We start from the raw sequence: 12830 nt of genomic DNA, 5'->3' as shown, positions 1-12830 counted from the left end.
TAATCCGCCGCGCCGATCGCGGCCGGCGGATAATGCGCTCCCCTTTCCGGTTGATGCGTCGATGAGCGAGTCCCTCCTGTCCCCGTCACCGGCCGCCCCCGAACAGTCCGACGCACCGCTGCCGCCGCTGTCGCGCCCGCGCGGGCCGATGTCGCTGGTGGTACTGGCCACGCTGGCCGTGGGCTACACCCTGTGGGCGGCACAGGACATCATCCTGCCGGTGCTGCTGGCGATGTTCTTCGCGCTGGTCGGCAACCCGATCCTGCGCCTGCTGCAGAAACTGTGGATTCCGCGTGCGCTGGGCGCACTGCTGATCCTTGGCGCCGGGCTGGGCGTGACCGGTTCGCTGGCAGTGCAGCTGATCGGCCCGGCCATGGACTGGGCACAGGAAGCACCGCAGCAGCTGCGCAAGGTCGCCCGCCAGGTGCAGGACCTGACCAAGCCGGTGCAGCAGGCCAACCAGGCGGCGGAGAACTTCGCCCGCGTGGCCGGGGGTGACAGCAACCACAAGGTGCAGGTGATCCGCACCCAGCTGGACGACCCCTACCGCATGCTGACCCGCGCACCGCGGCTGGCCGCTTCGGTGCTGGCGGTGGTGCTGCTCACGCTGTTCTTCATGATCTACGGACAAAGCCTGCAACGCGCTGCGATCGCGCTGTTCCCCAGCCGCCAGCAGCAGCGCTTCACCACGGGCATCCTGCGTTCGATCGAGCGCGAGGTCTCGCGCTACGTGCTGACCATCAGCGTGATCAACACACTGGTCGGGCTGGTGTTCGCTGGCGTGCTGATGCTGCTCGGCATCGGCCTGCAGGAAGCACTGTTGTGGGGCACGGTGGCAGCTTTGCTGAACTTCGCACCGTACGTGGGCCCGCTGATCGGCGTGGCACTGATGCTGCTGATGGGCTTCGTCGAGTTCCGCGACCCGCTGCAGGCACTGCTGCCGGCTGCCGCCTACCTGGGCCTGCATACCCTGGAAGGGCAGATGGTGACCCCGATCGTGCTGGGCCGGCGCATGAAGCTGTCGCCGCTGGTGCTGATCCTGGCACTGATGGTGTTCGGCTGGGCCTGGGGCATGATCGGCCTGCTGCTGGCCGTGCCGCTGCTGGTCTGCATCAAGCTGGTGCTGGCGCGGCTGGACGGCATGCAGGGCTGGGCACGGCTGCTGGAATGACGGGATCGGCAAACGGTGGACGCCGATGGCGGAACCCGAAACAGGAATGACATGGCAGACGTTGGCCCCCTTCTCGGATGTCCGACCCGGTGGCGGGCACCTACACGAGGGAAGTGGGCCGACACAACCTGGACGTGCAGCAGTTCGACGGCCAGACCACCATCGCCTGCTCGTACAACCTGCGCTGACCCGGCCCAGCGCCCGTGCCCCCGCCCGCCGCGTCGCATGAAAGCCCTCGCGGGCAGGGGTAGAATGGCGGGGTGAATTTCCCCGTCCAAGCCATCACCCTCGACCTTGACGACACGCTGTGGCCGTTCGCTCCGATCGGCGTCCGCATCGAACAGGTCCTGCACGCGTGGATGTGCGAACACAGCCCGGCTACCGCCGCGATGTATCCGGTGGAGGCGATGCGCGAACTGCGCGAGCGGCTGTACCACGCCCATCCGCACCTCCACCACGACCTGAGCGCACTGCGCCGGCTGACCCTGCGCGAAGCACTGCACGACAGTGGTGCCAGCCTCGATCTGCTGGAACCGGCGTATGAAGTGTTCTACGCCGCGCGCAACCAGGTGGAGTGCTACCCCGATGCGATCGATGCGCTGGCGCGCATTGCCGCACGGGTACCGGTGGCGGCGCTGAGCAACGGCAACGCCGACCTGGAGCGGATCGGCCTGGCCCATCATTTCGCCTTCCAGCTGGGGTCGCGCGAACACGGCGCGGCCAAGCCCGAGGCCAGCATCTTCCACGCCGCGTGCACCCGCCTGGGTGTGGCACCGGCACAGGTACTGCACGTGGGCGACCATGCCGAGATGGACGTGGCCGGGGCGATTGCCGCCGGCCTGCGCGGCTGCTGGATCAACCGCGACGCAGCCACCTGGACCCATCCGCAGCTGCAGCCCGACCTGCAGTTCGACACCCTTACCGGCCTGGCCGACTGGTTGGACGCCAACCTCGACGCCGCCGCATCCCGGAGTATCTGACGCATGAGCGAGATCACTGGTTTCACCGCCGACACCACCGCAGCGCTGCCGCTGTACGTGCTGGACCGCGAGCAGTTCGCGGCATGGAAGGACAGCCAGCCGGCCGCCATCCAGGCGTGGCTCGCATCGCAGGGCTTCACCGCCGGCGCCTTCAGCACCGCGCTGCTGCCCGGCACCGATGGCCTGGCCGGTGCGGTGATGGGCGTGGGTGATCGTGCCGATGCCTACAGCTATTCGCATGCGCCGCACGCGCTGCCGGAGGGCAGCGTGTGGCAGCTGGCCAGCGACCTGCCGGCCGCCGAACAGGCGCTGCTGCAGCTGGGCTGGGGCCTGGGCAGCTACCGTTTCGACCGTTACCGCAAGCGCCACCGCGCGCCGGCGCAGCTGGTGGCCGCGCCGACCGGCGAAGTGGCCGACCTGATTGCCGCCAGCCTGCGCGTGCGCGACTGGGTCAACACTCCGACCGAAGACATGGGCCCGCAGCAGCTGGAAGACGCCGCGCGCGCCCTGGCCGATGCGCATGGTGCGCAGGTCGAAGCGATCACCGGCGATGCGCTGCTGAAGCAGAATTTCCCGGCCATCCACGCCGTGGGCCGCGCCTCGCACCGCGCGCCGCGCCTGGTCGTGCTGCGCTGGGGCAAGGACACCGATCCGTCGCTGGTGCTGGTCGGCAAGGGCGTGTGCTTCGATACCGGCGGCCTGGACATCAAGCCGGCCGACGGCATGCGCAACATGAAGAAGGACATGGGTGGCGCTGCGCATGCCCTGGCCCTGGCCGGCCTGGTGATGGCACGCGGCCTGCCGGTGCGCCTGACCCTGCTGGTGCCGGCGGTGGAAAACGCGATCGGTCCGGATGCGTTCCGCCCGGGCGAAGTGATCGCCACCCGCAAGGGCCTGAGCGTGGAGATCGACAACACCGATGCCGAGGGCCGCGTGATCCTGTGCGACGCGCTCACCTTCGCCAGCGAGCAGAAGCCGGACCTGGTGCTGGATTTCGCCACCCTCACCGGCGCCGCGCGCATCGCGCTGGGCCCGGACCTGCCGGCACTGTTCAGCAACGACGATACGGTGGCCCAGCAGTGGCTGCAGGCCGGTGACGCGACCCGCGACCCGGTCTGGCGCATGCCGCTGTGGCGCCCCTACCTGCGTTACCTGACCAGCGGCATCGCCGACCTGGCCAACGCCGGCTCGCGCATGGCCGGCTCGGTCACCGCCGCGCTGTACCTGGAACGCTTCCTGGAAGACGGCCAGCGCTGGGCGCATCTGGATGTGTACGCCTGGAACGACGGCGAACGCCCGGGCCGGCCGGCCGGTGGCGAAGCGCTGGCGCTGCGTTCGGCATGGGCAATGCTGAAGGCGCGTTACGCCTGAGGCACGCACACCCGCCTTGCCCCGGCCCGAGCGCCGGGGCAGGGATGGGCCTTGAAAGCCCCGCGCTGCGCGCGAAAGTCGACTGACAGTCGACGCTACCCAAGCGTTCGGGGCGCGTTGGAAGTTTGACGAAAAATTGAATTTCGGCCGCGGCCGGGTTCTGCGAGGATGTGAGGGTCGACCACCCACACGCTCCGTGAAGGCAGGACTCCGACCATGTCACTCTTCCGCTACACCCGCGCCGGCCAGACGCCCGGCGCACCCCGCAGGCATTCGCCGCTGCTCTGGATCGCGCTGATCGCACTCATTCTGGGTGGCGTCGCGCTGACCTTCGCCTGGCTGGCCGGCTGGATCGGCAACCGCCTGACCGCGCAGCGCTTCACCGACACCATCGAAGCTACCGGCCCGGCCCATCCCGGCTTTCGCCGTGCGCACAGCAAGGGCATCTGCGTGAGCGGCTGGTTCGAACCCAGTGCGCAGGCCCCCACCCTGTCCAGCGCGCGGGTGTTCTCGCAGCGCCGTGTACCGGTGATGGGACGCCTGTCGATCGGCGGCGGCGATCCCTACGGCGCCGACAACACCGCACGGGTGCGCAGCATCGCGGTGCAGATGGTCAGCGATGACGGCCAGGAATGGCGCATGGCGATGAACAGCTTCCCGTTCTTCGCCGTGCCCAACGCCGAAGCGTTCTACGAGCAGACGCGCGCCTCCATTCCCGACCCGGCCACCGGCAAGCCGGACCCGCAGAAGATGGCGGCGGTGCTGGCGAAGTATCCCAGTGCCCAGGCCTTCCAGCAGTGGGCCAAGACGGCGCCGTGGACCAGCAGCTGGGCCGACACCACCTTCAACAGCGTCAACAGCTTCTGGTTCACCAATGCACAGGGCCAGAAACGCGCGGTGCGCTGGCGCTGGCAGCCACAGGCGGCGGTGGTCGAAATGGATGCGGAAACGCGCAAGCAGGCCAGCGTCGATTTCCTCAGCCAGGAACTGAAACAGCGCCTGGCCAATGGCCCGGTGCGCTGGAACCTGGTCGTCACCACCGCCGCGCCTGGCGATGCCATCGATGATCCGTCGGTGCCGTGGCCCGCATCGCGCGATCAGGTGGTGGCCGGCGTGCTCAGCCTGGACCGCATGCAGTCGCAGGAGGAAGGTGCCTGCGGCCAGATCAACTTCGATCCGCTGCTCCTGCCCAGTGGCGTGCGCGGCAGCGATGATCCGATCCTGGCCGCCCGCTCGGCGGTGTACTCGCAGTCGTTCAACCGTCGCGAGCGCGAGCGCGCCAGCGGCAATGTCGAGCAACCGAAGGAGGCCGCGCGATGAACACCGGCAACGGCCACTTCAACCTGCTGGCGCGCGTGCTGCACTGGTCCATGGCGCTGATGATCATCGCCATGCTGTTCATCGGCGTGACCATGGTCGCCTCGCTGCACCTGCGGCCGATGCTGATCGACCTGCACCGACCGCTGGGCATCGCCATCGGCGCACTGGTGCTGCTGCGTCTGTACAACCGGCTGCGCCATCGCCCACCGCCCCTGCCAGCGGACCTGCCGGTGTGGCAGGTGATGGCCGCCAAGGCCTCGCACTGGATGCTGTATGCGCTGATGCTGGCGATGCCGTTGATCGGCTGGGCGATGCTGTCGGCCGGCGGTTACCCGATCGTGCTGGGGGGCGGCCTGCACCTGCCGCCGATCGTGCCGCACACTCCGGCGCTGTATGCCGCGTTGCGTAATGCGCACAGCCTGCTGGCGTATGTGTTGTTCGCCACGGTGCTGATGCACGTGGGTGCGGCGCTGTTCCACCTGTGGGTGCGGCGCGATGGCGTGTTCCAGGCGATGGCGCGCGGGAAGGATTGAAAGGATTCGCCGGGAGTTCCCGGCGGATCGTTTCCGCGCCCGCGGAGGGGTGTCACTTTCTTTGCGCGCAAAGAAAGTAACCAAAGAAACGCTCCGCCGGCCGCGAGCCGACGTGCTGCGCACGCCGGTGCCCTGTGCTCCTCGGCCCGTCGAGGGACGGCGCGGGAACTCGCTGCGCTCAAACACCCGCGCCTCTTCGCCCTCGCCGGACCTGCGGTGCTCGGCTCGCTTGAAGGCGGACTGGAAGGGCAAGATCAACGGCTAGAGCATCCACGCATGGCGTGGATCTAATGGGTGCAGCTGCGGCTTTTGCTCTTGGGTCCGCCTTGAGCGAGCCGAGCATCGCAGGGGAATCAGGGGCGCAGAGGCGCCGATGTCTGAGCGCAGCGAGTTCGGCGCCGTCCCCTGATTCACCGAGAAGCGCAGGGAACCGGCGCGGAGCGACGGCTCGCGCTCTGGCGGCGTGTTTCTTTGGTTACTTTCTTTGCACGAGCAAAGAAAGTGACACCTCTCCGCAGGCGCGGAAATGATCCGCTACAACCACCCCTTCTGCCGCGCCAGCCGGTACGCCTCAATGCGATTGGCCACGCCCAGCTTGCCGATGCACTCGGACAGGTAGTTGCGCACCGTGCCGTGCGACAGCCCCAGCTGTTCGGCGATCTCGCTGGCGGTACGGCCCTCGCCTGCCAGGCGCAGCACGCGGCGTTCGCGGTCGGTCAGCGGGTCGGCCTGCGACCAGGCATCGAGTGCCAGCTGCGGGTCGATCGCGCGGATGCCCTGCTTCACCTTGCGCAGTGCATCGGCCAGGTTCTCCGCCGGCGCGTCCTTCAACAGGTACCCCAGCACGCCAGCTTCCAGCGCGCGGCGCAGGAAACCGGCACGGGCGAACGTGGTCACGATCACCACCTTGATCGGCAGTTCATGGCGGGCAATGCGCTGGGCCAGCTCCAGCCCGGACAGGCCCGGCATCTCGATGTCGGTGACCAGGATGTCCGGCTGCAGCTGCTGCAGCATGCGCCACGCAGCCTCACCGTCGGCGGCGCTGCCCAGCACTTCGATATCCGGCTCCAGGCCCAGCAATGCCGACAACGCGCCGCGCACCATCGCCTGGTCTTCGGCCAGCAGGATGCGGATCATGCGGCACCGTCCTGAGCCAGAGACGGTGGTGCAGCCGGCGGCAGCGGCGTGGTCGCTGCGACCAAGGGCACACGCACGGTCAGCACGGTGCCGTCGCCCCGTACCGATTGCAGCGCCAACTGCCCGCCCAGTGCCGCCACACGCTCACGCATGCCGCACAGGCCATTGCCTTCAGCCTGTATCCCGCCACGTCCATCGTCGCAGATCTGCATCGCCAGCATTCGCCCTTCCAGCATGAATTCCACCCGCGCCTGCGTCGCCTGCGCGTGGCGAACGATATTGGTTGCCGCCTCGCGCAGCACCAGCGCCAGTCCGCGCTCCACGTCCACCGGCATCGGCGGTGGAGGTGCGTACTGCAGGTGCACCTGCTGGCATTCCAGCAGCAGGCGCGCCGAGGCCAGTTCGCCGGCCAGGTCACTGGCGCGGATGCCGGTGACCGCACTGCGTACCTGGGCCAGTGCTTCGCGGGCGATGTCCTCGGCTTCGCCGATCTCCTGCCGCGCACGGGCATCGCCACGGTCGTGCAGCTTGCGCGCCAGTTCCAGCTTCAACGTGATCAATGACAGGGTATGGCCGAGCAGATCATGCAGATCGCGGCCGATGCGCTCGCGCTCGGCGGTGGTGGCCAGCCGCCGCACTTCCTCCTGCGAAAGCTGCAATGCGGCATCCTTTTCCTTGTTCACCGTCTCCACGTTCACCACCATGCCGATGATGAACGACACCGCAGGCACCCAGACCAGGCTCTGCCACGGGTAGTGTGCCAAGTGGGCCACCAGGTAGAACACCGCGTTGAGTACGGCCAGCAGCAACAGATAACGCCACCAGCTGCTGCGACCGCAGACCCGCAGCATCACGCAGCCGAAAATGAAGTAGCTGATGCCCGATGGGTACCAGGGCACCAGCACGATCGCCAGCGCGGTCATCGCCAGCGCATAGCGGGGCGCATGGTGCCGCGGCGACAGCAGCAGGCGCGCATACAACAGCAGGAACAGCGGATAGCTGGCCAGGGTGAACCACAGCCAGCGCAGCGTGTACCCCCCTGAAAACAGCGGCGTCATGAACACCCACACCGTCCACAGCAGGTGGATGGCATCGGCCCAGGCCGGCTTGCCGCGGCGCAGGTTGTCGGCCACCGCCGAATCCGGCGCGGGACGCAGCAGTGAGGCAAGCCAGCTCGGTGGCACGGGAGGATCCAGGCGGGGACGATCGCTGCCGATCATGCCAGTTCAGCCGATCCGGCGCAGGCGGCGCCGTGCCAGCAGCAACGCCACGAGGGTCACCGCCAGCAGCACCAGCAGATGGCCGGCGACCCTGCCCGCAGACGGCAACCCGACCACCGGCAGCGCCAGCTGGGCCAGGTGCCAGGTTGGCCACAGCGGTGCCATCATCGAAAACACCTTGGGCAGCGCCGACAGCGGCAGCCACAGGCCAGACAGCAACGCCAGCGGCAGGTAGACCAGGTTGACCATCGCCGGCGCTGCGCTGGCACTGACATGGCTGCCGATCAGCAGGCCGATCGCCCCCAGCGGCAGCGCAGCCAGGCCCGCCACCGCCAGCAGCTGCAGCACCTGCAGGGCGTGCAGCTGCACCCCCCCCAGCACAGATGCCACGCCGATCAACAACGAGGCCACCAGCAGCGCGAAGATCACGGCCATCGCAAGTCGCGCCAGCAGCGGCGCCGCCGGCGGCATCGGCAGCGCCCGCTTGAGCGTGAGCAGCCCGCCTTCTCGGTCCAGGGCCAGCTGCACGCCGAAGCCGAACAGGGCCGGAGCCATCGCGCCGAACACGCAGTAGGTGGCCAGCAGGTACAGCGGAGCGTGGCCACGGCCCAACAGCACGCCGAACAGCAGGTAGAACAACACCGGGAACAGCAGCGAAGGTACGGCGAAGGCGGGTGTACGCCAGGCGCGGCGCAGTTCGGCCACCAGCTCAGCGCGGTACGGACGCAGGGCCTGGCGCCAGGCAGACGACGGCGCCGGTGCGGTGCCGGTACGGGTCATCGTGTTCATGCGGCCTCCCGGGTCAGGTCGAGGAAGGCGTCGGCCAGCGCCGCGCCCTGTACTTCCAGCTCACGCAACTGCGCGTCGGCCGCCAGCAGGCGGGCCACCACCGGTTCGGCCGGGCTGGCCAGCAGCTGCAGGTGCTCGCCGTCGCGCTGCACCTGCTGCACGCCCGGCCACTGCTGCACGTCTTCAGCAGGCAGCACGCTGCGGCAACGGATGCGGCGCGGCCGGTCGGCCAGGCGCAGTTCGCCCAGCGGCGCGTCGGCCAGAACCCGGCCGCGTTCGAGCACTACCACCTGCTGCGCCAATGCTTCGGCCTCTTCCAGGTAGTGGGTGGTCAGCAACACGCCGCAGCCTTCGGCCACCAGTTGCCGGATCGCCTGCCACATCGCCTGCCGCGCCTGGATGTCCAGCCCGGTGGTGGGCTCGTCCAGGAACAGCACCCGCGGACGGCCGCACAGCGCAATGGCGAACTGCACGGCGCGCTGCTGGCCACCGGACAGCTGGCCGTAGCGGCGGCGCGCCAGCGCCTGCAGTCCGGCGCGCTGCAGTACCTCCTGCAACGGCATCGGGTCGGGGTAACAGGCACTGGCCTGGGCCACCAGCTCGTCCACCTGCAGCATCGGCGGCAGGTTCGTGCTCTGCAGCATCACGCCCAGCCCCAATCGACTGGCCCGCTGCTGCGGGTCGCCGCCGAGCAGCTCGACCTGGCCGGCATCGGCGCGGCGCAGGCCCAACAGCACGCTGATCGCGGTACTCTTGCCGGCACCGTTGCGGCCCAGCAATGCCAGCACCTGGCCAGCGCGGACCTGCAGGTCGATGCCATGCAGGGCGGTATGGTCGCGATAGCGCACCTGCACCTGCTGCAGGCGGGCCAGCGACGGGGCGATCGGATCCATGGGCGGTACCGGTAGCGGGGACGTTGCCATCCTGTGCCGCCGTGGTCACATTTCGCAGTTGCCGCCGTCAATGTCATCGGATGACAGCTGTCACTGCCATCATCGCTGTGCCTGCCTTCATGCTGTGCCGCACGCTTCACCGCCGGAACCGCTGCCGTCCGCTCTTCCGGCCACACCCGCCCGAACGCCTGTGATGGAACGAATGAACGCTTCTGCCGAGCTGTTGAAGGAACTCCGTATCGACCGCAAGTCGCCGCCGCCCGCCTCCGGTGGCAGTGGAGGTGGCCGCCGCTGGCTGTGGATCGCGATCATCGTGATCGTGCTGCTGGCCGCCGCCGCCGTCGCCTTCCTGTTCGGCCGTGCACCGGCCGTGGAAGTGGAAACCGCCCCTGCGGTGGCCATCCAGCAGGGCAGCGCCAGCAGTTCGGTGCTCGACGCCAGCGGCTACGTGGTCGCCCGGCGCATGGCCACGGTGTCGGCCAAGATCACCGGCAAGGTGCGCGAGGTGATGATCGAGGAAGGCATGCGGGTCGAGGCCGGCCAGGTGATGGCCACCCTGGACCCGATCGATGCCGATGCGCAGCGCAGCCTGTATGCCTCGCAGCTGCAGGCCGCACGCAGCCAGGTGGCAGGGCTGGAGGCACAGCAGAAGCAGGCCGCCGCCGAAGCCAGCCGCCTGCAGGCGCTGGTCGGCCAGCAACTGGTGTCGCGCTCGCAGTACGACCAGGCCGTGGCCCAGCGCGACAGCCTGCGTGCGCAGCTGGATACTGCGCAGCGCAACGTCAGGGTGGCACGCGACCAGCTGGCCATCGCCGACCTGGGCGTGGACAACAACGTGGTACGCGCACCGTTCTCCGGCGTGGTCACCGCCAAGGCGGCGCAGCCGGGTGAAATCGTCTCGCCGCTGTCGGCCGGCGGTGGCTTCACCCGGACCGGTATCGGCACCATCGTCGATATGGATTCGCTGGAGATCGAGGTCGAGGTCGGCGAAGCCTTCATCGGCCGCGTGCAGCCGAAGATGCCGGTGGAAGCCACGCTCAATGCCTACCCGGAGTGGAAGATTCCGGGCGAAGTGATCGCCATCATTCCTACTGCCGACCGCGGCAAGGCCACGGTGAAGGTGCGCGTGGCGCTGAAGGTGAAGGACCCGCGCATCGTGCCGGAGATGGGCGTGCGGGTCAGCTTCCTGGAACAAGCCCAGCCGCAGACCGCCACCAAGCCGCAGGGCGTACGCGTGCCGGGCGGTGCCGTGGTCCAGCGCGACGGCGCGCCGGTGGCCTTCGTACTGGGTGACGAGAGCCGCGTGCAGCAGCGCACGGTCGAGGCCGGCCAGGCGATGGGCAAGGACCGCCAGATCCTCAAGGGCGTGAGCGCAGGTGAATCGGTGGTGGTGAACCCGCCGGACACCCTGCGCGATGGCGCCAAGGTGCAACAGAAACAAGCGCAGTAACGGCCTGGCGCCAACGTGCGCCGCCGGCAACACCGCTCGACGCACGCCTGCGGCGACCGCAGGTGTGCTTCCCCGTTTCCCGCCTTTCGTGGAGAACCATCCATGTCGACCCTGGTTTCACTGCGCAACATCACCAAGACCTATCAGCGTGGCCCCGAGAAAGTACAGGTGCTGCACGGCATCGACCTGAACATCGCCAGTGGCGACTTCGTGGCGCTGATGGGCCCGTCCGGTTCGGGCAAGACCACCCTGCTCAACCTGATCGGCGGCCTGGACAACCCCAGTGGCGGTGAAATCAGCATCGAAGGCGAGCGCATCGACCAGATGAGCGGCGGCCAGCTGTCGACCTGGCGCAGCCACCACGTCGGCTTCGTGTTCCAGTTCTACAACCTGATGCCGATGCTGACCGCCCAGAAGAACGTGGAGCTGCCGCTGCTGCTGACCCACCTCAATGCGGCGCAGCGCCGCCGCAATGCGGAGATCGCACTGACTCTGGTTGGCCTGGCCGACCGCCGCAGCCACCGCCCGAATGAACTGTCCGGCGGCCAGCAGCAGCGCGTGGCGATCGCCCGCGCGATCGTCTCCGACCCGACCTTCCTGATCTGCGACGAACCGACCGGCGACCTCGACCGCCAATCGGCCGAGGAGATCCTGGGCCTGCTGCAGCAGCTCAACCGCGAACACGGCAAGACCATCATCATGGTCACCCATGATCCGAAGGCCGCCGAGTACGCCACGCACACGGTGCACCTGGACAAGGGCGAGCTGGCCGACGCGCCGCTGGCCCACTGACGGAGGCCACCGCGATGAAATACTTCTCGTTGGTGTGGGCGCAGCTGTTCCGCAGCCGTACGCGCACCTTGTTGACCCTGCTGTCGGTGGTGGCCGCGTTCCTGTTGTTCGGCATGCTCGACTCGGTGCGCGTGGCGTTCTCGTCCGGCGGCAGCGTGGAAGGCGCCAACCGCCTGGTGGTGGCCTCGCGGCTGTCGATCACCCAGTCGTTGCCGATCCGCCTGGAAACCCAGATCCGCCAGGTAGCCGGCGTGCGCGACGTGGCCTATGGCATGTGGTTTGGTGGCATCTACCAGGACCCGAAGAATTTCTTCCCGAACTTCTCGGTGTCGCCCAACTACTTCGATGTCTACCGCGAGCTGCAGATCGACCCGGCGCAGCTGGAAGACTGGAAGCAGACCCGCACCGGCGCCATCGTCGGCGAATCGCTGGCCAAGCAGTTCGGCTGGAAGATCGGCGACACCATCCCGCTGCAGGCCACGATCTTCCCGCGTGGCGGCAGCAACGACTGGCCGCTGGAACTGAAGGGCATCTACCGTTCCAAGGACCGCGCGCTGGCCGCCAACGAAGAACGCCAGTTGATGATGAACTGGAAGTACTTCGATGAATCCAACGACTACATCAAGAACCAGGTGAGCTGGTACACGGTGACGCTGGACAATCCGGACCATTCCTCGCGGGTGGCGCAGGCGATCGATGCGATCTCGGCCAACTCCGACCACGAGACCAAGACCCAGACCGAATCAGCGTTCCAGCAGGCCTTCGTCAAGCAGTTCGCCGACATCGGCATGATCGTCACTTCGATCATGGGCGCGGTGTTCTTCACCCTGCTGCTGCTGACCGGCAACACCATGGCGCAGGCGGTGCGCGAGCGCGTGCCGGAGCTGGCCACGTTGAAGACGCTGGGCTTCAAGGACAGCACCGTGCTGACCCTGGTGATGGTGGAGTCGGTGCTGCTGATCGGCCTGGGCGGACTGATCGGCATGGGCCTGGCCGCGTTGATCCTGCCGGCGATCGGCCCGAAGAGCATGGGCCTGCTGCCGCCACACGTGCCCACGCCCACCTGGCTGATGGGGCTGGGCCTGATCGTGGTGATCGGCATCATCGTCGGCCTGCTGCCGGCGCTGCGTGCCAAGCGCCTGAAGATCGTCGACGCACTGGCCGGCCGCTGAGG

Annotated in this window: 12 protein-coding genes; 8 read left to right on the top strand and 4 right to left on the bottom strand. The window is 68.2% G+C overall.

The window, feature by feature from the left end:
• Nucleotides 1-61 precede the first annotated feature (61 nt).
• The 5 genes from AC5P8Z_RS17700 (at nucleotide 62) to AC5P8Z_RS17680 (ending at nucleotide 5375) form a co-directional block, all read left to right on the top strand.
• Complete coding sequence (locus AC5P8Z_RS17700) at nucleotides 62-1171, top strand: AI-2E family transporter (protein ID WP_495229634.1); 1110 nt, start codon at nucleotides 62-64, stop codon at nucleotides 1169-1171.
• Between the two features lie 260 nt (nucleotides 1172-1431).
• Nucleotides 1432-2151, top strand: a complete 720-nt coding sequence (locus AC5P8Z_RS17695; RefSeq protein ID WP_495229633.1) for an HAD family hydrolase — start codon at nucleotides 1432-1434, stop codon at nucleotides 2149-2151.
• A 3-nt stretch (nucleotides 2152-2154) separates the two neighbouring features.
• Nucleotides 2155-3522 (top strand): leucyl aminopeptidase family protein, encoded by a 1368-nt coding sequence (locus AC5P8Z_RS17690; RefSeq protein WP_286070672.1) that lies wholly within the window; start codon nucleotides 2155-2157, stop codon nucleotides 3520-3522.
• Between the two features lie 216 nt (nucleotides 3523-3738).
• Nucleotides 3739-4842: a catalase family peroxidase gene (locus AC5P8Z_RS17685; RefSeq protein WP_495229632.1), complete on the top strand. Its 1104-nt coding sequence runs from the start codon at nucleotides 3739-3741 to the stop codon at nucleotides 4840-4842.
• Nucleotides 4839-5375 (top strand): cytochrome b, encoded by a 537-nt coding sequence (locus AC5P8Z_RS17680; protein ID WP_286070670.1) that lies wholly within the window; start codon nucleotides 4839-4841, stop codon nucleotides 5373-5375. Before AC5P8Z_RS17685 ends, AC5P8Z_RS17680 begins: the two co-directional genes overlap by 4 nt.
• A gap of 534 nt (nucleotides 5376-5909) precedes the next feature.
• Here AC5P8Z_RS17680 and AC5P8Z_RS17675 read toward each other — a convergent pair.
• Genes AC5P8Z_RS17675 through AC5P8Z_RS17660 form a run of 4 tightly spaced genes read right to left on the bottom strand, consistent with a single transcriptional unit; the run spans nucleotide 5910 to nucleotide 9414 of the window.
• Complete coding sequence (locus AC5P8Z_RS17675) at nucleotides 5910-6512, bottom strand: response regulator transcription factor (RefSeq protein ID WP_005407733.1); 603 nt, start codon at nucleotides 6510-6512, stop codon at nucleotides 5910-5912.
• Nucleotides 6509-7732 (bottom strand): sensor histidine kinase, encoded by a 1224-nt coding sequence (locus tag AC5P8Z_RS17670; RefSeq protein WP_495229631.1) that lies wholly within the window; start codon nucleotides 7730-7732, stop codon nucleotides 6509-6511. Before AC5P8Z_RS17670 ends, AC5P8Z_RS17675 begins: the two co-directional genes overlap by 4 nt.
• Before the next feature lie 6 nt (nucleotides 7733-7738).
• Entirely contained in the window at nucleotides 7739-8521 is a 783-nt protein-coding gene (locus AC5P8Z_RS17665; protein ID WP_495229630.1) for an ABC transporter permease, read from the bottom strand.
• Nucleotides 8518-9414: an ABC transporter ATP-binding protein gene (locus tag AC5P8Z_RS17660; protein WP_286070666.1), complete on the bottom strand. Its 897-nt coding sequence runs from the start codon at nucleotides 9412-9414 to the stop codon at nucleotides 8518-8520. The genes AC5P8Z_RS17665 and AC5P8Z_RS17660 overlap by 4 nt, the downstream gene beginning before the upstream one ends.
• 202 nt (nucleotides 9415-9616) lie before the next feature.
• On the opposite strand from AC5P8Z_RS17660, the gene AC5P8Z_RS17655 reads away from it, so the two are divergent.
• The 3 genes from AC5P8Z_RS17655 (at nucleotide 9617) to AC5P8Z_RS17645 (ending at nucleotide 12828) form a co-directional block, all read left to right on the top strand.
• Nucleotides 9617-10864, top strand: coding sequence for an efflux RND transporter periplasmic adaptor subunit (locus tag AC5P8Z_RS17655; protein ID WP_495229629.1), 1248 nt, complete (start codon nucleotides 9617-9619; stop codon nucleotides 10862-10864).
• Between the two features lie 102 nt (nucleotides 10865-10966).
• Nucleotides 10967-11656, top strand: a complete 690-nt coding sequence (locus AC5P8Z_RS17650; protein ID WP_495229628.1) for an ABC transporter ATP-binding protein — start codon at nucleotides 10967-10969, stop codon at nucleotides 11654-11656.
• 14 nt (nucleotides 11657-11670) lie between these two features.
• Nucleotides 11671-12828: an ABC transporter permease gene (locus AC5P8Z_RS17645; protein WP_286070663.1), complete on the top strand. Its 1158-nt coding sequence runs from the start codon at nucleotides 11671-11673 to the stop codon at nucleotides 12826-12828.
• The last annotated feature ends 2 nt before the right edge of the window (nucleotides 12829-12830 follow it).

The sequence above is a fragment of the Stenotrophomonas sp. YJH_SMC_17 genome (assembly GCF_059371655.1).
The sequence above is the reverse complement of the archived record's forward strand: the minus strand, read 5'-3'. Positions and strand labels throughout refer to the sequence as shown.